The sequence below is a fragment of the Leclercia barmai genome (assembly GCF_049312895.1).
Lineage (GTDB): Bacteria > Pseudomonadota > Gammaproteobacteria > Enterobacterales > Enterobacteriaceae > Enterobacter > Enterobacter barmai.
In genome coordinates this window covers 1,056,675-1,075,841 of the sequence record NZ_JBMNWZ010000001.1, presented here as the reverse complement: position 1 = coordinate 1,075,841, position 19,167 = coordinate 1,056,675, and the positions used below count along the sequence as shown (strand labels likewise).

Sequence of the window (19,167 nt, the reverse complement as noted above, 5' to 3'; positions counted from 1 at the left end):
ACTATGCTAAAAAAACTTTTGGGATAACAACGAGGTGAATTATGAGCAGCGGAGATATCGCGCGCTATGTGGTAACCATCAAAGTTCATGAAGACACGCTGACAGAGCTCAATGAAATCAACAACAACCTTACCCGCGGTGGTTTTTTAATGACCATGACCGACGATGAGGGCAATCTGCACGAGCTGGGCAGCCATACCTATGGCCTGGTCAGCCCGCTGAGTGAAGATGAGGTTAAAGCGCTGGCGTCAGGGCTCGTGGAGAGCGCAACCGGAAAAGAGCCGCAGGTTGAGGTGACGCGCTGGGAAACCTGGCAAAAAGCGCAACAATAAGTGCCCCCGGGCCAGCCAAACGGCCCAACTGTGCGTTAGCTCGTATTTTTTAACCATAGTTTCACGCTAACTTTATGATCTGGCAGACAACATGGGAGAGCGATCATGTGGCAGGCTATCAGTCATCTTTTAAGTGAACAACTGGGCGAAGGTGAAATTGAACTGCGTAACGAGCTGCCAGGGGGTGAGATCCACGCCGCGTGGCATCTGCGCTATGCGGGTCGTGAACTTTTCGTAAAGTGTGACGAACGCGAGCTGTTACCTATCTTCACGGCAGAAGCTGACCAGCTGGAACTGCTCTCCCGCAGCAAAACCGTACATGTTCCCCAGGTCCGGGCCGTCGGCAGCGATCGCGACTACAGCTTTCTGGTGATGGACTATCTCCCGCCCCGCCCGCTGGATGCCCATAACGCCTTTATTCTGGGGCAGCAGATCGCCCGCCTGCACCAGTGGAGCGATCAGCCGCAGTTTGGCCTCGATTTTGACAACGATCTCTCCACCACCCCGCAGCCCAACGCCTGGCAACGACGCTGGTCGACCTTCTTTGCCGAGCAGCGTATTGGCTGGCAGCTGGAGCTGGCGGCGGAAAAAGGGCTGGAGTTCGGCAATATCGACGCCATTGTCGATCATATTCAGCAGCGTCTGGCCTCGCACCAGCCGCAGCCTTCCCTGCTGCACGGCGATTTATGGTCAGACAACTGCGCGCTGGGTCCGAACGGTCCCTATATCTTCGACCCGGCCTGCTACTGGGGAGACAGAGAGTGCGACCTCGCCATGCTGCCGCTGCATCCTGAGCAGCCGCCGCAGATTTACGACGGCTATCAGTCGATATCCCCGCTCCCGGCTGATTTCCTGGAAAGACAACCGGTTTATCAGCTCTATACACTGATGAACCGAGCCATTCTGTTTGGCGGCGAGCATCTGGTGAAGGCGCAGAGAGCGCTGGAGAGAGTGCTGGCGGCATAGCGCGCAGGCTGCCGGGCGTCCTGACCCGGCAGCAAACGCTTACAGCAGGCCGAGCAGGGTAAACAGGAAATACCCGGCGACAATCATCAGCACCGGCAGGACGTAAAGCGTAAAGATTTGCAGGAAAATGGTGTTATTCGGCACCACAATGCGTGATTCGATCTGCTCGCGGGTTAACCCCTCTTCCCCTCTTGCGTTCTCCAGAATCAATTGAGCTTCTAACCCTTCGCGGATCATACGGGTCTGACGGCGCATCTTCGCGCCAGAGGCCTGCAGCGCCAGGGCAATGAAGACCAGAGCAAAAATAATCCAGAAGGCGACGTTCATCCCCTGACGGAAGTCGGGCGTCGGCGAGTTGTACCAGAAGAAATTCAGGAACGGGGTATTGAATCGCATCATCTCAATCATGACATGGGCAAAATCAAGCATCACGGCGTTGATGCCCGCCTGTTTCTCGCTGTGGTCATAGATAAATTTCAGGACGGAAATAATGGTCGAGATCACTGACGGAATAAAAATCACCCATCCAGCGACCTGTTTCAGTATCGCGATACGTCCAGCTTGTTGATATGTCATTGATTCCTCATTTTCAAATTACATCCTTTGAGGCTAAGTCTACCTGCTGGTTGTCATTTTCGCCCGCTCTTTACGGGTGATATGCTAAATTGCCAGGGTGAGGTAGCGCTTACCCCCTGCTAAAACCAACGAAAGGAGAGGTTGCATGTCGACGCCGCGTCAAATTGTTGCTGCCATTTTTGATATGGATGGATTACTGATTGATTCCGAGCCGCTGTGGGATCGGGCTGAACTGGATGTGATGGCCAGCCTGGGCGTGGATATCACCCGCCGCCACGAGTTGCCGGATACGCTCGGCCTGCGCATCGATATGGTGGTTGAGCTCTGGTACGCCCACCAGCCGTGGGTCGGCCCGGGGCGTGATGAGGTGACCGATCGCATCATTAACCGCGCCATTACCCTGGTGGAAGAGAATCGCCCGCTGCTCAAAGGCGCGCGTGAAGCCGTGGCGCTGTGCAAAGAACAGGGACTGAAGGTCGGTCTGGCTTCCGCTTCGCCGCTACATATGCTGGAAAAGGTGCTGATCATGTTCGATCTGCGCGACAGTTTCGATGCCATGGCCTCGGCTGAAAAGCTGCCCTACAGCAAGCCGCACCCGCAGGTGTATATGGACTGCGCCGCGAAGCTGGGCGTTGACCCGACAACCTGCGTGGCGCTGGAAGACTCGGTGAATGGCATGATCGCCAGCAAGGCGGCGCGGATGCGTTCTATCGTCGTCCCTGCCGAAGAGAACCAGCACGACGCCCGTTACGCGCTGGCGGATGTAAAACTGACCTCCCTGCAGGAACTCACTGTGGCGCATCTGCGCGGGTGAGTGTCAATGGCGGGCAGCGCACCGTTGCCCGCAAATACGATCGCATTTCAAATTTTTAAAACGCCATTTCATTTTAGTTTGATCTTATTTCCAACTGCTTCTATGCTTATCTCAGAACAATAATACCCCCCCTACACTCTGAGGTCCGTATGATACTGGATGCCTTTAATCTTTCAGGAAAAGTTGCCATCGTTACCGGCTGTGATACCGGCCTCGGCCAGGGCATGGCGCTGGGTCTGGCGCAGGCTGGCTGCGACATCGTCAGCGTCAACCGTCGCATCCCCGAAGAGACCGCCGCAGGCGTTAAGGCGCTGGGACGTCGGTTTCTGGCTATTCAGGCCGACCTCAGCAAGCAGGATGCCATCGACGGTATTGTCGAACAGACGGTTGCCGGAATGGGACGCGTGGATATTCTGGTGAACAACGCCGGGACCATTCGTCGGGAAGACGCGCTGACCTTCAGCGAAAAGGACTGGGATGACGTGATGAACCTCAACCTGAAATCGGTCTTTTTCCTCTCGCAGGCCGTGGCCCGCCAGTTCATTGCCCAGGGTCAGGGCGGCAAAATCATTAATATCGCTTCCATGCTGTCGTTCCAGGGCGGGATCCGCGTTCCCTCTTATACCGCCTCCAAAAGCGGCGTGCTGGGGATCACCCGCCTGCTCGCCAACGAGTGGGCGCACCACGGCATCAACGTCAACGCCATCGCGCCGGGCTATATGGCGACCAATAACACCCAGCAGCTGCGCGACGACGAACAGCGCAGCAAAGAGATCCTCGACCGCATCCCCGCGGGGCGCTGGGGTAAACCGGACGATCTGCAGGGCCCGGCGGTCTTTCTGGCCTCTTCGGCGTCGGACTATGTGAACGGCTACACCCTGGCCGTCGATGGTGGCTGGCTGGCGCGTTAACAGCTTTGTGACAAAGAGTTACACCGTCACTACTTCCGTATACTGTATAAAATCCCTATACTGGATGCATCGACAGTTTAGTGGGTTTTATCATGACGGCGGAAGGTCATCTGCTCTTTTCTCTCGCCTGCGCAGTGTTTGCCAAAAATGCGGAGCTTACACCGGTGCTGGCGCAGGGTGACTGGTGGCATATCGTGCCATCGGCGGTTTTGACCTGCCTGTTGCCGGATATCGATCATCCCAAGTCGCTGCTCGGGCAGCGGCTGAAGTGGATCTCCAAACCCATTGCCCGCGCCTGCGGGCATCGCGGCTTTACCCACAGCCTGCTGGCGGTGTTCGCTGCCCTGACCCTTTTCTACTTAAAAGTGCCGGACAGCTGGCTGATCCCGGCGGACGCTATCCAGGGAATGGTATTGGGCTATCTGAGCCATATTCTGGCCGACATGCTTACCCCGGCGGGCGTTCCCCTGCTGTGGCCCTGCCGCTGGCGTTTTCGCCTGCCGATCCTCCGCCCACAAAAAGGTAACCAGCTGGAGCGCGCCCTGTGCATGGCGCTGTTCGCCTGGGCGGTGTGGATGCCGCAGACGTTACCGGAAAACGGTGCCGTGCGCTGGTCCTCGCACATGATCAATTCCCTGCAATTTCAGTTCAACCGCTTTATCCATCATCAGATTGAGCGCTAATTCGACAAAGTTAGCGAGTTTGGAATAAACCATTCCATTTGGATATAAGCGACGGGATCACACTTCTGCTAACCTTGCGCCAACAAGGTCGGACTGATACCGATCTGATATTAAATCAGGAGAACGGGGATGAATTTTCCATTAATCGCGAACATCGTGGTGTTCGTCGGCTTACTGCTGTTGCTGGCGCAGGCGCGTCATAAACAGTGGAGCCTGGCCAAAAAAGTGCTGGTCGGTCTGGTGATGGGCGTGGTCTTTGGCCTGGCGCTGCAGGCCATTTACGGCTCCAGCAACCCGGTGCTGAAAGAGTCTATCCAGTGGTTTAACGTAGTCGGCAACGGCTATGTGCAGCTGCTGCAGATGATCGTCATGCCGCTGGTCTTCGCCTCTATTCTGAGCGCGGTGGCCCGTCTGCATAACGCCTCACAGCTGGGTAAAATCAGCTTCCTGACCATCGGTACGCTGCTGTTTACCACGCTTATCGCGGCGCTGGTCGGCGTGCTGGTGACCAACCTGTTTGGCCTGACGGCAGAAGGCCTGGTGCAGGGCACCGCGGAAACCGCGCGTCTGACCGCCATCGAGACCAACTATGCGGGTAAAGTGGCGGATCTCACCGTTCCGCAGATGCTGCTCTCCTTTATCCCGAAAAACCCGTTTGCGGATCTGACCGGTGCCAACCCGACGTCCATCATCAGCGTGGTGATCTTCGCCGCCTTCCTCGGCGTGGCTGCACTGAAGCTGCTGAAAGATGACGCCCCGAAAGGCCAGCGCGTGCTGACCGCCATCGACACCCTGCAGAGCTGGGTGATGAAGCTGGTGCGTCTGGTGATGCAGCTGACCCCGTACGGCGTCCTGGCGCTGATGACCAAAGTGGTTGCCGGCTCTAACCTGCAGGACATCATCAAGCTGGGCAGCTTCGTGGTTGCCTCTTACCTCGGTCTGGGCATCATGTTTGTGGTTCACGCCATTCTGCTGACTGTGAACGGCGTAAGCCCGCTGAAATACTTCCGCAAAGTGTGGCCGGTGCTGACCTTCGCCTTTACCAGCCGCTCCAGCGCAGCCTCCATTCCGCTGAACGTGGAAGCGCAGACCCGTCGTCTGGGCGTGCCGGAATCCATCGCCAGCTTCTCCGCCTCCTTCGGCGCGACCATTGGTCAGAACGGTTGTGCCGGTCTCTACCCGGCCATGCTGGCGGTAATGGTTGCCCCAACGGTAGGCATTAACCCGCTGGATCCGGTGTGGATTGCGACTCTGGTCGGGATTGTGACCGTGAGCTCTGCCGGTGTAGCCGGTGTGGGCGGCGGCGCAACCTTCGCGGCGCTGATTGTCCTGCCTGCGCTGGGTCTGCCGGTAACGCTGGTGGCGCTGCTGATCTCCGTTGAACCGCTGATCGACATGGGCCGTACCGCGCTGAACGTCAGCGGCTCCATGACCGCCGGGACGCTGACCAGCCAGTGGCTGAAGCAGACCGACAAAGCCGTTCTGGAAAGCGAAGACGACGCGGAACTCGCGCACCGTTAATCGCCTCCTCTGTTAAAAAAAACCGCCTTCAGCAATGACGGCGGTTTTTTTATATCTGTTAATCCTCAACGTCTTCGTCCTGCCGGACCTGAACCGCCCAGCGCTGGGCAGACTCCGGCACAGTAAACGCCGGGGAACGACGAAAACGTTCGCCGATCAGTACAAAAGCCACATATTTACCGCGTAACAGCCAGACGTCACGAAAGCCATCCATCTTTGTGGCGTGGTCGGGCGGCGCGGGTTCAACGCGAGGCTGATAGCTGATTACAGGACGATTTTGTTGGCGAAGAGGTTTCATAAGCAGCGGGTTCACTAAACAAACTTAAAAATCAGTAAATTCCTATCATAGCCGATTGCCCCTTCTGCGTCGCGCCCCACGTGCCAGCTGAAGCGTAAGCGGTAGTCCGAAATTGGGTATTCACCCAGCTTATAACCCTTAATGTTCTATAGTTATTGGGTTTTAAGGCAAATACGACCGCGTTTCAGCAATGAAAACAGGAGACGAGTGCAATGTCGCAAAATGATAAGACACATAAACCCGAACAATCCCCGCTTCACGACGCCCATGAAGCGCAGCCCGGAATGGACTCGCTGGCCCCGGCGGACGGTTCTCACCTCGCCAGCCCGGTCCCTACGCCACCGGGCCAGGAGCCCACAGCGCCCGGCAGCCTGAAGGCACCCGATACCGGCAACCAGAAACTGAATGCGCTGGATGAAGTCCGCAAAGGCGGCGAGAACTTTCCGCTGACCACTAACCAGGGGGTGCGCATCGCGGACGATCAGAACTCCCTGCGCGCCGGAACCCGCGGTCCGACCCTGCTGGAAGATTTTATCCTGCGGGAGAAGATCACCCACTTTGACCATGAGCGCATCCCGGAGCGTATTGTGCACGCCCGTGGTTCGGCCGCGCACGGCTATTTTCAGCCGTATAAAAACCTGAGCGATTTAACTAAAGCCGATTTCCTCTCCGACCCGGATAAAATTACCCCGGTCTTTGTCCGTTTCTCTACGGTGCAGGGCGGCGCAGGCTCCGCCGATACGGTGCGTGATATTCGCGGCTTCGCCACCAAGTTTTACACCGAAGAGGGCGTTTTTGATCTGGTGGGCAACAACACGCCGATCTTCTTTATTCAGGACGCACACAAGTTCCCCGATTTTGTACACGCGGTAAAACCAGAGCCGCACTGGGCGATCCCGCAGGGTCAGAGCGCGCACGACACCTTCTGGGATTATGTCTCCCTGCAGCCGGAAACCCTGCACAACGTGATGTGGGCGATGTCTGACCGCGGTATTCCGCGCAGCTATCGCACCATGGAAGGCTTTGGCATCCACACCTTCCGCCTGATCAATGCCGAAGGCAAAGCCACCTTTGTGCGCTTCCACTGGAAGCCGGTGGCCGGTAAAGCCTCGCTGGTGTGGGATGAGGCGCAGAAGCTTACCGGGCGCGATCCGGACTTCCACCGCCGCGACCTCTGGGAATCCATTGAAGCGGGCGACTTCCCGGAATTTGAGCTCGGTTTTCAGCTGATCCCGGAAGAGGACGAGTTCAAATTCGATTTTGACCTTCTCGACCCCACCAAGCTGATCCCCGAGGAGCTGGTGCCGGTGCAGCTGGTGGGCAAAATGGTGCTCAACCGTAACCCGGACAACTTCTTTGCCGAGAACGAACAGGCCGCCTTCCACCCGGGGCATATCGTTCCGGGGCTGGACTTCACTAACGACCCGCTGCTGCAGGGGCGTCTGTTCTCCTACACCGATACGCAGATCAGCCGCCTCGGCGGGCCAAACTTCCACGAAATCCCGATCAACAAACCAACCTGCCCCTACCATAACTTCCAGCGGGACGGGATGCACCGCATGGAGATCGACACCAACCCGGCCAACTACGAGCCGAACTCGATCAACGACAACTGGCCGCGCGAAACACCGCCGGGGCCAAAACGCGGCGGCTTTGAGTCGTATCAGGAGCGCGTGGAAGGGACCAAAATCCGCGAGCGCAGCCCCTCCTTCGCCGAATACTACGCCCACCCACGCCTGTTCTGGCACAGCCAGACGCCGGTGGAGCAGGAGCATATTATCGGTGCCTTCAGCTTTGAGCTGAGCAAGGTGGTGCGCACCTACATCCGCGAGCGGGTGGTGGATCAGCTGGCACATATTGATATCACCCTGGCCCAGGGCGTGGCGGACAATCTGGGTATCACCCTGACCGACGAGCAGCGCAACCTTGTTCCGCCGCAGGATGTGAACGGCTTGAAAAAGGATCCGTCCCTCAGCCTGTATGCCGTTCCCGGCGGCGATATCAAAGGTCGCGTGGTGGCCGTGTTGCTGAACGATAAGCCTCGCGCCAGCGATGTGCTGGCGGTGCTGCAGGCGCTGAAGGCCAAAGGCGTGCATGCGAAGCTGCTCTACTCGCGAATGGGTGAAGTCATTGCCGACGACGGCTCGGTGCTGCCGGTGGCCGGAACCTTCGCCGGTTCTCCGTCGCTGACCGTGGATGCGGTGGTGGTGCCGTGCGGGGATATTCAGAGCCTTCTCACTAACGGCGATGCGGCCTATTACCTGCTGGAAGCCTATAAGCACCTCAAGCCGATTGCGCTGGCAGGCGATGCCCGTCAGTTCAAGCCGCTGCTGAAGGTGGCGGATCAGGGCGAAGAAGGGATTATCGAAGGCGATACGGCGGCAGGCGCGTTTATGGATGAACTGACGCTGCTGATGGCGGCGCACCGGGTGTGGTCCCGCAGCAGTAAAATCGCGGCCATTCCGGCGTAAAAAAAGCCGGGTGGCGGCTACGCCTTACCCGGCCTACGTTTCGGTGCTTTTGTAGACATTGTAGGCCGGGTAAGCGCAAGCGCCACCCGGCGTTTCCTCACAGATCCCTGAACGTTCCCAACCGGTACCCGCGCTCGGCAATGGCATATTTCAGCGATGTCGAGGTGAGCACGTCCAGCTCCGTCAGTCGCGGCCAGCAGTAGGCGCTTTTACGAATGGTGTTATCGATAAACGCCGGATGTGCCATCACCTCCAGCGAGCGCTCTCCCTTCTGCACTGACTCATCCAGCACGCGTAAAAACAGCGCTTCACTGATGTCATCGCCATAGAACGCGCTGCTGAAACCGTCCGTGGTAGGCGGCAGGCCGGCATCCCGTTCGATCCCTTCAACCTGAGGATCCACCCGTAATGCCACCCCTTTGCGGCGGGCAAATTCGGCCACCAGCGGGAAGATGGCCGGGATCATGTGCACATGGTGATGGCTGTCGATATGGGTCGGTTCGCGCCCGAAGAGATCGACGAAGCGATTGAACTGACAGTCCAGCTCGCGGGCAATCTCCTCCAGCGGCAGCGTCCCCTGCTCTGCCATCTCCCAGATCCACTTGCCGAGCACGCCGTCCCGGGTCAGCCCCGGCATGGAGGTCAGCGGCATGCCGAGGGTCAGCACAAAGTGCATGCCTACCCCCAACTCAGGCAGATCACGGCTGAGCGCCGCAGCATGCTCAACGGCATCGCCATTAACCATCGCGGTGGTGGAGGTCACCACCCCGTTCCGACAGGCGTCCAGGATGCCGTAGTTCTGCCCTTTTGAGAGGCCAAAATCATCGGCATTGACGATCAGCAGATATTCCATAGCGATCCCTCTCAGTGCTGCTCGCTTTTCAGTTTATCGACGGTAGCAGCGAAGTTCGGCAGCCATTTTTCATGGGCCAGAATCAGGTCGCGCGCCAGCTTCTCGGCATCGCGATCGGATTGCACCAGCGGGCTCAGGTTCAGGGCCAGCAGCACGTCGTTCAGCTCGCCGCTGATGGCCGCCTGGCTTGCCGCCACCTCAAAGCCCTTGATGGTGTGGATAAGCCCCATCACCTTGTCATCGAAATGGGTCAGGCGAGGATGCGGCTTCGCGCCGTCGCGTCCCAGAATACAGGTCATCTCCACCGCCCAGTCCGCCGGAATGTTATCAATGTGGCCGTGGTGCGGCACGTTGACGTAGTGTTCCGCCTGCTTGTCGTTGTAGATGGCGTTGATCACTTCGCAGGCGGCATCAGAGTAGTAAGCTCCGCCGCGCTGCTCCAGCTCTTTCGGCTTCACGTTCAGATCCGGGTTCTTATACAGATCGAACAGCTGTTTTTCTACCTTCTGTACAACCTGCGCGCGGGCGCCGCCTTTGTAGTACTCGCCCATCTCAATCGCCAGCATCTCTTTCAGCTTAAAGTAGTAAAGCAGATAGGAGCACGGGAGCAGGTTCAGGGAGCGGATCAGCCCTTCGCTGAACGGCAGGTCGAAAATGTTCTTCACCGAGCTGGCTTTCAGGGCGCCGCTCGCCACGCCGTCCAGCAGCTCCGCGAAGCGTGACTTGCCGTTAACCAGCACGTCTTTGATGAACACCATGTGGTTCAGGCCAAACAGGTCGATGGAAAGCTCGTCGCTGTCGGTCAGGGCCAGCACGTCGCGAATAAACATCTTCATGCCGATAGGAATGTTGCAGACGCCGATAAAGCGTTTGAAATCCGTGTGGCGATAAACCGCTTCGGTCACCATTCCGGCCGGGTTGGTGAAGTTGATCACCCACGCCTGCGGGCAGATCTCCTGCACGTCTTTAATGATGTCGAACACCACCGGAATGGTACGCAGCCCTTTGAACAGGCCGCCTGCCCCGTTGGTCTCCTGGCCCAGATAGCCGTAGCTCAGCGGGATGCGCTCATCCAGCTCGCGGGCCTTCAGCTGGCCGACGCGTAGCTGGGTGGTGACAAAATCGGCATCCTTTAGCGCCTGGCGGCGGTCGAGGGTTTTATGCACGGTCATCGGCACGCCCGCTTTTTTCACCATGCGCTGGCAGAGGTCAAAAATAATATCCAGCTTCTCCTGGCCCTCGGCCACGTCAACCAGCCACAATTCGCTGACCGGCAGTTCATGGTAACGCTTGAGGAAGCCTTCCAGTAATTCCGGGGTATAGCTGCTTCCGCCGCCGATGGTCACTACTTTAAGTTTCTTTTGCATAATATTCTCCCTGGGCGATCCGCCTTTTGAGTATAGCGGTCCCTTCCCATCTATTTTGGGCAATCATTTAAATCAATATTCCCGGCGGTAACACCGCCGGACGTTAATTAATAACCGTGAGGTTTTTCCGGTAGCTGTTAGGTGTAAATGAGGTCAATTTCTTAAAGGTCTTAATAAACAGACTCGGACTGCTGTAACCGGATTCGTAAGCAATATCCGTCACCGAATAGTTGGTAATTTCCAGCTGTTTTCTGGCGAAATTGATCCGTATTTCATTAATAATCTGCACCGGCGTTTTCTGATAATAACGCTGGGTCGCACGGGTCAGGTATTCCTGCGATTTACCCGACAGCGCCACCATATTTTCCAGCGCGTTTTCACCAAAACGCAGCTTGTCGTGCATCATTTCAACGGTGGTGCGCAGCCATTGGGGGATATCGTCAGTTGCCTGCTGCTCTTCGCGATAGTGGCGAAGGCGGTTGACGACGTAAAAGGTCACCGTTTCAATAAATTCATCGAACTCATTGTCACGGAAGTTAAGCGAGGCAATCACGGTGTCGATCCAGTTCAGGAATTCACTTTTAACGTGATAAACCTGCGAGGCCACAAAGCAGAACGGCAACAGCGGCGAGTAGTGGGTTTCGAAGAAGCGTTTACTGATGCCGACGTTGAGAATGCGCGTGGCGCCAAAATCGTAAAAGCTCTGATGATGCGACCCCATCGGGATAAAGACAAAGTCCCCGCGCTCCAGCAGCACCCGCTTGCCGTTGATCTCCTGGAAATAGCGGCCGGTCAGCACAATGGTGAACTCATAGTAGTCATGCTGATGCAGACCGCTGATGCTCTCCACTTTGTTGTAAATAAACACATGAAAATTTTTACCATTGAACAGCTGTTGTTCCCGGGCGGTAGTGATTTCCATGGCGCTGACCTCCTGCTATCAGACTGATTTACTGCATTTTCTCGTGAAGTTCGATGAGTTCCGCCACCAGCTCACGGGCCAGCATGGAGGTCATCAGATGGTCCTGGGCGTGTACCAGCACCAGGCTCACCTTCATTTTACCTTCACCCTGATCGCTTTCGATCAGTTTTGTTTGCACCAGATGGGCTTCATTCAGCGCGGTGCGCGACTGGGCCATCATCTCTTTGGCGGAGTCGAAATCGCCCTGCTTGGCTTTTTTCAGCGCCGCGTACGCCAGGCTGCGCGCCTGTCCGGAGTTGATGATAAGCCCCATCACCACTTCTTCAAGATCGTTCTCTGCTACGTCTTCTGGCTCTGCTACAACATTCTCTAAATCAAACATCTCTTGTTCTCCTGTACTGACGCGGGTTGCCCCGCGTCATACGACATCAGAATTTCAGTGCGAGGGCGATATCTTCTTCGCTCTCTTCTTCATCAATGGTGGTCTGGGCCTTGTTGGCGATGGCGACAAACGGCATGTAGAGCAGGGTTGCCACACCAAGGTTGAATATCGCCAGCAGGAAGGCCGCAACGCTGCCGTTGGTGTTGAAGAAGGCGCCCAGACCGGCAGGCATGGTCCACGGTGCGATGTTAGTGATCGGCGGGATAATGCCCAGGTAGTACGCCGTCAGGGTAATGGCGGCCAGCAGCGGCTGCACCAGGATGAACGGAATGAACATAACCGGGTTCATGATGATCGGCATACCGAACAGGATGGGCTCGTTAATCTGGAAGATGCCTGACGGCAGGGCCAGCTTCGCCACCTGGCGGTGATCCGCACGGCGGGAGGTGATAAACACCGCGATGATCAGACCTAACGTCGCCCCGGTACCGCCCAGGAAGATATAGGAGTCGAGCATCGGTTTCGCCCAGACGTGGAAGGTCTTGCCTGCCGCCAGCGCCGCGTCAACGGAGCCGTACTGCTGGTAGAGTGCCACGTTTTCCAGCGCCCATGGGGTCATGATGCCGCTGTCCAGCGCGGCCAGCGCCAGAGAGCCGTGAACACCGAAGAACCACAGCAGGGAGGTGAAGATGACGTAAGCCCAGCCCACGACCCCACCCATGGATGCCAGCGGTGTGGAGATGGTGTCCATGATGATCTGGTGGAAGTTGGTGCCCCAGTGAGAGAGCGCCCAGGCGATGGTCCCCATGATGGAGAGAATAATGAAGCCTGGGATCAGCGCCGAGAAGGAGCGCGACACCGATGCCGGGACGCTGTCCGGCAAGCGGATCACCCAGTTGCGACGAATAATAAAGGTAAACATTTCCGCCACGACCAGACCGATCACAATACCGGAAATAATGTTCGCCCCGCCCAGCCAGTTGGCACCCACCGCGTAAGCTTCACCGACGCTGTAAGGGGTCACGGTCATAAAGGCAGCGACAGATAATAAACCGGCGGCCAGCGAGTCGACTTTACGCTCTTCCGCCAGCGCCATCCCGATAAAGAAAGGCGCCATCAGCGACATAATACCCAGCGTACCGTTGTACACATTGCCGCCGATGGCCTTGAAACCATTTAACGTTTCAATAGTTGAGGGATCTAAACGAACACCTAATGAATAGAAAAATGAACCATCACCGAAGCTCAGAAAAACGTTGTTAATTAAAACGAACATGGCACCGGCCAGGGTTAACGGCATTACCTTAATAAAACCGTTTTTAATGGCGTTGACATGCGGTTGCTTTCCTATTTTAACTGCAAAAGGAAGGAGTACCTTTTCAAGCGCAGCAATAAATCTACTCATAGAAAATGCCCTTAAATGCCGCAATAATATTGCGGCGTAAGTGTGTGTGAAATTGCTCTTTGACGGGAAAAATAAAAAATTAAATTAATTAGCAGCTTTTTTAATCGCCGCTACAGCAGCTTTAAGAACACCCAAACCATCCACTTTGCCGTACAGCACAGAGTCGATCACTTCCACCGGTTTATTCGGTAACAGACGTTGAATTTCCGGCAACATATACGCAATTTGCGGACCCAGCAGCACGACGTCTGCGCTGGTGCCCTTCTCACCCGCCAGGGTTTCCGGGAAGGCTTCAATCACAACCGGCACTTCGTACTTCTCTGCCTGCGCGCGCATCTTTGACACCAGCAGTGACGTTGACATGCCCGCTGAGCAAAACAGATAGATATGTTTCTTTTCCATAATGACTTCCCTCTTATATGGCCACCGCGTTAGCCGCGATATCAGCGCCGTTACCTGGCGTCTCGTCTCGCTGGCCTGTCTGATGGGATGAGTATACGGCAAGGGAATTGCTGGGGATAATCCAGAATGTTTTGGAATTGTCTCTCATTGACCTGCGGTTATGACTGCCTTCACATTTCAGGCAAATAATTCGCGATAAGAAATAAGATTGCGGGGCGGCAAAAAGAAAACCGGCCAGAGGGCCGGTTTGTCTGTCTGCTCAGGAAGGAGCCTGATTAGGCTTTAGGCGCCTGTGGATCGGTGTCGTATTCGGCACAGGTCTGATAGCCGGAGTTCATAACGTGACCTGTGTCATCTAATGCAACAAAATAGGTCTCGGTTTTACCATCCCGTTGACCCAGGATGTAGGTCTGGCAGGTACCGCGAGCGTGGATCATCGTCACCTCTGATGACGGCTTGCCGGCCAGTTGCTCAACCTGAGCACGGGTCATCCCTTTTTTAACGTCTTTTACTACTGGCTCTTTAAACTGATCTGTTGTGCGGTCATAGGCGGTACAGCCCGCCAGTAAAGTCAGTACAGCCGCTGCGCCTAACATTCCTGCTACGTTCTTGTTCATATTCCGTCCTCTTGTTTATCAGCGTGTTAAGTAAGCCTGGAATAGAAAACCACATTTTTCAACCCTAAGCGTGACGGCAGAGTTTTTTAGGAAAATTCCTGTAAAACCAATATAACCTGCTGAATCGCTCTAATTCGCTGCATTCAAATCTGTGATCCTTGTCGTTTTCCGCATGACAGGTTAGCTTTAACAGAACATTCATCAGGCAAATTTGTGTAACGGAGGGGCCAGATGGCTCTACAACAAGAGATTATCCAGGCGCTGGGTGCCAAACCCACCATCAATGCGGAAGACGAGATCCGCCGCAGCGTTGATTTTTTGAAATCCTATCTAACCCGCTTCCCGTTCCTGAAGACGCTGGTGCTGGGCATCAGCGGCGGACAGGACTCCACGCTCGCCGGTAAACTGAGCCAGATGGCTATCAGTGAACTGCGTGCAGAGACAGGCAACAACGACCTGCAGTTTATCGCCGTGCGCCTGCCTTACGGCGTACAGTTCGACGAGCAGGACTGTCAGGATGCCATCGCCTTTATTCAGCCCGATCGCGTATTGACCGTAAACATTAAAGAAGCGGTGCTGGCCAGCGAAAAAGCGCTGCGTGAAGCCGGCATTGAGCTGAGCGATTTTGTCCGCGGCAACGAAAAAGCCCGCGAGCGTATGAAAGCCCAGTACAGCATCGCCGGGATGACCAGCGGCGTGGTGGTGGGTACCGACCATGCCGCAGAGGCGCTGACCGGCTTCTTCACCAAATATGGCGACGGCGGCACCGACATCAACCCGCTGTTCCGTCTCAACAAGCGCCAGGGCAAACAGCTGCTGGCCGCGCTGGGCTGCCCGGAGCATCTCTATAAGAAAGCCCCAACCGCGGACCTGGAAGACGATCGCCCTTCCCTGCCAGACGAAGCCGCGCTGGGCGTGACCTATGAAAACATTGATGATTATCTGGAAGGCAAGACCCTGGACGAAGGCACCGCCCGCATTATTGAAGGCTGGTACCTGAAGACTGAGCACAAACGTCGTCCGCCGATCACGGTATTCGACGACTTCTGGAAACAGTAATTCTGCAGGGGCGGCGTCTGCCGCCTCTTTTTTAACCACATAACTGCTGCTACACTGTATGCCTGAACAGTATCAGGAGTATGTTGTGAGCAGGCGTCAATCGGCACCGCGGCTTGAATTCGAAGCGGCCGCCATCTATGAATATCCCGAACATCTTCGCCCGTGGCTTGAGGCTCTGCCCAAACAGCCTGGCGTCTACTTCTTTCATGGCGAAAGCGACGCCATGCCCCTGTATATAGGCAAGAGCGTCAATATTCGCAGCCGGGTGCTGTCGCATCTGCGCACCCCGGACGAGGCCGCCATGCTGCGCCAGTCCCGGCGGATCACCTGGACGCAAACCGCCGGTGAGCTGGGCGCGCTGCTGCTGGAAGCGCGTTTAATCAAGGAGCAGCAGCCGCTGTTCAATAAACGGTTACGCCGCAATCGCCAGCTCTGCTCGCTGCAGATCACCGAGGGAAAACCGCAGATTGTGTATGCCCGGGAGGTGGATTTCTCCCACACGCCGAACCTGTTTGGCCTGTTTGCTAATCGCCGGGCGGCGCTGCAAACCCTGCAGGCGCTGGCCGATGAGCGCCAGCTCTGTTATGGCCTGCTCGGGCTGGAGTCGTTAACCCGCGGGCGGGCCTGTTTCCGTTCGGCGCTGAAGCGTTGTGCGGGGGCGTGCTGCGGAAAAGAGAGCGTTGAGGATCACCAGCAGCGACTGGTTGAAGGGTTGCAGGCGATTGGCGTCACCTGCTGGCCGTGGGACTGCGCCGTGGCGCTGAAAGAGTCGCGCCCGGAGATGACCCATTACCATATCATCCATAACTGGCTCTGGCTGGGCGCGGTGGACAGCCTCGACGAGGCGGCGGAACTGCTGCGCGCCCCCGCCGGTTTTGATCAGGATGGGTATAAAATTCTCTGCAAGCCGCTGCTGGCGGGCAACTATGAGATCATTCCGCTCAGTGACCCGGAAGCCAGAAAATCTCGCTGAACAGCAGCGTGCCCTCTGCCTTGAGCAGCCGCAGGGTATGGTCGCCGTCATGCCAGTACGCGCCCTGGTCGGCGGTGAGCAGCTTGTCGCCCAGCTGCCAGGCCCCGCTCAGCACAAAGACCACCCCGCCGCGTGACGCAAAGGTGGTGAAGGTGCGATCCGCCACCCGCACCTTCGCCCGACAGATGTCCCGGCGGGTCATGATGTTAAAGTCCATCGACATCTGTCCTTCCAGCAGCTGCGCCTTGACCGGCAACTCTCCGGCAAAGCTGAAGGGCTGATGACGTCGCAGGGTGTGGTTAAACGCCTGCCCGCCATCCAGCTTCACTTCTCCCCCTTCCAGCAGGGTAATCACCCGGTCGATGCCGGGCGAAACGGAAAAATCGCCGTTGCTGGCAAGGGACGCAATACTGGCGCGCCAGGTAAAGTCCCGGGTTGCAGGAGGGAAACAACATATTTCGCGCGTCTCGCCTGCGCCGTTGCGCCAGAGGTTAACCGGCATTTTGCGGATATCAAAAAAGTCCATCACCACTCCAAATGGCGCAATGCGCGCCAGAGCACCCCGCCGGGGGCGGTTGCTTATTGTTTGTTATCATTAGGTCGCTGCGGATCAATATCGGCAGATGTGCGGGTGGGCCTTAGTCCGACGATGAAAAAAAGTAACGTCAGACATTTCAAACACATTCTGCAGATCGATAACAGGAGAATACCGGGATGGCGGCGGCTGGCAAGAGGCAGGAAAAGAAAAAACCGCCGGACCTGTCCACAGCGAATATGCTTGGGTGAACAGGACTCCGGCGGTCTTGAATGGCTGAACCGATTATTCGGCTGGTGGGGTCATTTTACCTTCCGGCGCTGAACGTTCTGTCAGACGCTTCTCAAAATTGGCATTAAACTGCTTTTTCTGTTCCGGGGTAAGAATGTTGTAGATCTTGTTCTGGGTTTCCATGTGCGCCAGCATGCGGGCTTTATGCTGCTCGGCCATCTTATCTACCTGCGCCTCGGCTTTCGCTTTATCGAAGCTGTCGCTGGCGATGATGTCATGCATTGCGCGACGCTCTTCTACCGGCGGACGCTTCATCTGGTCACGCTGGCTTTTCATGATGTCGCGAACCTGCTGTTTCTGCGCATCGGTCAGGTTCAGGTCTTTAAACATCATGTCGTGATGCATACCCGGCTTACCTTTATGATGCATCATTTTGCCTTCGGTCGGTGCTGCCGTGGTGGTGGCGGTATCTGCGGCGAACGCCGCGCTGGTAGCGCCCAGAGCCAGGGTAGAGGCAACAAACAGTGCAGTTAATTTACGCATAATTTTGTCCTTCCTTTCAGTTATTCTTCGGCGCTATGCCGTGTTGACGAGATTCACTTTACGGGGTTTATCGTCAATTAGTCAGAGCAACAGTAAAACAATGAAAGTGTAAAAAACAAATTATCGTCAAATATGGAGAAAATAAGGATAAAGCGTGGAGAGTTGAAACAGAAATATGCAATAACATGATTTTAAAGAGATTGTGAAGGAGTATACCGACAAACAGATTAATAATAAAGCAAACAGCCAGGAATAATCTGTAATAAAAGCAGTGATAATGAAATGAGTGCGTGAATAACCGGCCCCGCCGCGTTGCGCTTATTGGGGCCAGGTATTTATCAGCCGATTTTTTCCAGCATCAGCCCGGCGCGTAAGCCAAAGGCCACTGCCGGATTGGGGAACAGCACGTACTCGGTCGGCTTTTGCACCTCGTAGCGCTCGTCCCCATCCTCTGCCAGTAAAACGCCCTGGCGGAAAGGGGTAAAGTTGAGGGTATGCCCGGCCATATGCAGGACAAAGGCCTCGCTGCGCCGGGTGATCTGCTGCACCACACGATACTGCTCCACTGGCTCAGCGTGCGGCGTCGAGGCCACACCGCTCAGCAACGCCCGCAGCGCCTGATGGGTGGTGGCAAAGCGCGTCAGATCGTTATGCCCGAACGGCAGCGCTTTCCCCAGCTCCAGCGTGCAGGCCAGCGCGCCAAAACGCTCGCAGGTGAAATGGGTAAAGGTACCGCCAGGTGCCTGATGAAACACCAGCGCTTCAAGCCCGGCATCCCCCAGCCACTCAATAAAGGCCTCGTCCCAGGGCTGACTGCGCTGGGGCAGCACGCCAAATCGCTCATGATAAGAGGCACGAATGGCGGTATGCAGATCGAGATGCCAGCGATCGGCCCCCGCCTGCTGGTAAAAGGCTTCAACCAGCGTCTCCAGCAACACCGCCCGTTCGGTCTCATTGCAGGCCGGGAACTGCGCTCCGCGCCCGCTGAACAGGCGATTGATGTCGCAGGTCAGGTAGCGCTTGTCGGCCCGCAGCGCCGGAGGATTGCCGTAGATGACCAGCAGACGGCAGCGCAAGGTCAGTTCACCGCGAAACAGTGCCCTGACCAGCAGGTCGACAATCTCCACCGGGGCCGTTTCGTTGCCGTGGATCCCGGCAGAGAGCACCAGGGCGCGCTCGCTTGCCGCCTCCGGGGTTAGCTCCAGCACGCCGCGTGCCAGCCAGCGCCAGTGAAACGACGCCCCGTTGCCTTCGCGCTGGGCGGGGGGTTCATCGGCCATCGTCAGCGCCAGAAAGTTTTCCATAA

21 protein-coding genes are annotated in these 19,167 nt (G+C 56.5%); 9 read left to right on the top strand and 12 right to left on the bottom strand.

The genetic code is table 11. From position 1 onward, the window contains the following. Window positions 1–41 precede the first annotated feature (41 nt). Together ghoS and ACOYA6_RS05015 are read left to right on the top strand one after the other, a co-directional pair. Window positions 42–332 carry a type V toxin-antitoxin system endoribonuclease antitoxin GhoS gene (ghoS, locus tag ACOYA6_RS05020; RefSeq protein WP_422654153.1) on the top strand — a complete coding sequence of 97 codons (291 nt, stop codon included), beginning with the start codon at window positions 42–44 and terminating at the stop codon, window positions 330–332. A 105-nt stretch (window positions 333–437) separates the two neighbouring features. Further along, window positions 438–1,298, top strand: a complete 861-nt coding sequence (locus ACOYA6_RS05015) for a fructosamine kinase family protein (protein WP_039029069.1) — start codon at window positions 438–440, stop codon at window positions 1,296–1,298. 39 nt (window positions 1,299–1,337) lie between these two features. Here the strand turns inward: ACOYA6_RS05015 and ACOYA6_RS05010 are convergent, their stop codons facing one another. Beyond that, complete coding sequence (locus tag ACOYA6_RS05010) at window positions 1,338–1,874, bottom strand: YniB family protein (RefSeq protein ID WP_422654152.1); 537 nt, start codon at window positions 1,872–1,874, stop codon at window positions 1,338–1,340. Window positions 1,875–2,019: 145 nt separating this feature from the next. Here ACOYA6_RS05010 and hxpB point away from each other — a divergent pair, with 145 nt between their 5' ends. The 4 genes from hxpB (at window position 2,020) to ACOYA6_RS04990 (ending at window position 5,803) form a co-directional block, all read left to right on the top strand. Then, entirely contained in the window at window positions 2,020–2,688 is a 669-nt protein-coding gene (gene hxpB, locus ACOYA6_RS05005; RefSeq protein ID WP_422654151.1) for a hexitol phosphatase HxpB, read from the top strand. Between the two features lie 149 nt (window positions 2,689–2,837). Beyond that, the gene (gene kduD / locus ACOYA6_RS05000) at window positions 2,838–3,599 is read left to right on the top strand and encodes a 2-dehydro-3-deoxy-D-gluconate 5-dehydrogenase KduD (protein WP_422654150.1); all 762 of its coding nucleotides are present in this window, start codon (window positions 2,838–2,840) and stop codon (window positions 3,597–3,599) included. 92 nt (window positions 3,600–3,691) lie between these two features. Then, window positions 3,692–4,282 (top strand): metal-dependent hydrolase, encoded by a 591-nt coding sequence (locus tag ACOYA6_RS04995; protein WP_039029065.1) that lies wholly within the window; start codon window positions 3,692–3,694, stop codon window positions 4,280–4,282. Window positions 4,283–4,411: 129 nt separating this feature from the next. Beyond that, window positions 4,412–5,803, top strand: a complete 1,392-nt coding sequence (locus tag ACOYA6_RS04990) for an L-cystine transporter (RefSeq protein ID WP_039029064.1) — start codon at window positions 4,412–4,414, stop codon at window positions 5,801–5,803. 58 nt (window positions 5,804–5,861) lie between these two features. On the opposite strand, the gene cedA is transcribed toward ACOYA6_RS04990, so the two are convergent. Beyond that, the gene (gene cedA, locus ACOYA6_RS04985) at window positions 5,862–6,116 is read right to left on the bottom strand and encodes a cell division activator CedA (RefSeq protein ID WP_223074245.1); all 255 of its coding nucleotides are present in this window, start codon (window positions 6,114–6,116) and stop codon (window positions 5,862–5,864) included. 197 nt (window positions 6,117–6,313) lie between these two features. On the opposite strand from cedA, the gene katE reads away from it, so the two are divergent. Further along, a complete protein-coding gene (gene katE / locus ACOYA6_RS04980; RefSeq protein ID WP_422654149.1) occupies window positions 6,314–8,572 on the top strand; it encodes a catalase HPII in 2,259 nt (752 codons plus the stop codon). A 97-nt stretch (window positions 8,573–8,669) separates the two neighbouring features. On the opposite strand, the gene chbG is transcribed toward katE, so the two are convergent. The 7 genes from chbG to osmE form a co-directional block, all read right to left on the bottom strand. Beyond that, the gene (gene chbG / locus ACOYA6_RS04975) at window positions 8,670–9,425 is read right to left on the bottom strand and encodes a chitin disaccharide deacetylase (protein ID WP_422654148.1); all 756 of its coding nucleotides are present in this window, start codon (window positions 9,423–9,425) and stop codon (window positions 8,670–8,672) included. Window positions 9,426–9,436: 11 nt separating this feature from the next. Next, window positions 9,437–10,792 (bottom strand): 6-phospho-beta-glucosidase, encoded by a 1,356-nt coding sequence (locus ACOYA6_RS04970; protein WP_422654147.1) that lies wholly within the window; start codon window positions 10,790–10,792, stop codon window positions 9,437–9,439. Between the two features lie 103 nt (window positions 10,793–10,895). After that, the gene (chbR, locus tag ACOYA6_RS04965) at window positions 10,896–11,714 is read right to left on the bottom strand and encodes a transcriptional regulator ChbR (protein WP_039029058.1); all 819 of its coding nucleotides are present in this window, start codon (window positions 11,712–11,714) and stop codon (window positions 10,896–10,898) included. A 28-nt stretch (window positions 11,715–11,742) separates the two neighbouring features. Then, window positions 11,743–12,096, bottom strand: coding sequence for a PTS N,N'-diacetylchitobiose transporter subunit IIA (chbA, locus tag ACOYA6_RS04960; protein ID WP_039029057.1), 354 nt, complete (start codon window positions 12,094–12,096; stop codon window positions 11,743–11,745). Window positions 12,097–12,142: 46 nt separating this feature from the next. Then, window positions 12,143–13,501, bottom strand: coding sequence for a PTS N,N'-diacetylchitobiose transporter subunit IIC (chbC, locus tag ACOYA6_RS04955; RefSeq protein WP_039029056.1), 1,359 nt, complete (start codon window positions 13,499–13,501; stop codon window positions 12,143–12,145). 84 nt (window positions 13,502–13,585) lie between these two features. Continuing rightward, window positions 13,586–13,903 carry a PTS N,N'-diacetylchitobiose transporter subunit IIB gene (gene chbB / locus ACOYA6_RS04950; protein WP_039029055.1) on the bottom strand — a complete coding sequence of 106 codons (318 nt, stop codon included), beginning with the start codon at window positions 13,901–13,903 and terminating at the stop codon, window positions 13,586–13,588. 275 nt (window positions 13,904–14,178) lie between these two features. Beyond that, window positions 14,179–14,520 carry an osmotically-inducible lipoprotein OsmE gene (osmE, locus tag ACOYA6_RS04945; protein WP_039029054.1) on the bottom strand — a complete coding sequence of 114 codons (342 nt, stop codon included), beginning with the start codon at window positions 14,518–14,520 and terminating at the stop codon, window positions 14,179–14,181. Between the two features lie 231 nt (window positions 14,521–14,751). On the opposite strand from osmE, the gene nadE reads away from it, so the two are divergent. Next, on the top strand, window positions 14,752–15,579 hold the full coding sequence (gene nadE, locus ACOYA6_RS04940) for an ammonia-dependent NAD(+) synthetase (RefSeq protein WP_039029053.1): 828 nt from the start codon (window positions 14,752–14,754) through the stop codon (window positions 15,577–15,579). An 85-nt stretch (window positions 15,580–15,664) separates the two neighbouring features. After that, a complete protein-coding gene (gene cho / locus ACOYA6_RS04935) occupies window positions 15,665–16,552 on the top strand; it encodes an excinuclease Cho (protein ID WP_422654146.1) in 888 nt (295 codons plus the stop codon). On the opposite strand, the gene ves is transcribed toward cho, so the two are convergent. The 3 genes from ves to astE form a co-directional block, all read right to left on the bottom strand. Then, window positions 16,521–17,078 (bottom strand): environmental stress-induced protein Ves, encoded by a 558-nt coding sequence (ves, locus tag ACOYA6_RS04930; RefSeq protein ID WP_039029051.1) that lies wholly within the window; start codon window positions 17,076–17,078, stop codon window positions 16,521–16,523. The genes cho and ves overlap by 32 nt on opposite strands. 294 nt (window positions 17,079–17,372) lie before the next feature. Beyond that, window positions 17,373–17,861: an ATP-independent periplasmic protein-refolding chaperone Spy gene (gene spy / locus ACOYA6_RS04925; RefSeq protein WP_039029050.1), complete on the bottom strand. Its 489-nt coding sequence runs from the start codon at window positions 17,859–17,861 to the stop codon at window positions 17,373–17,375. Window positions 17,862–18,199: 338 nt separating this feature from the next. Next, complete coding sequence (gene astE, locus ACOYA6_RS04920; protein WP_422654145.1) at window positions 18,200–19,165, bottom strand: succinylglutamate desuccinylase; 966 nt, start codon at window positions 19,163–19,165, stop codon at window positions 18,200–18,202. Window positions 19,166–19,167 lie beyond the last annotated feature (2 nt).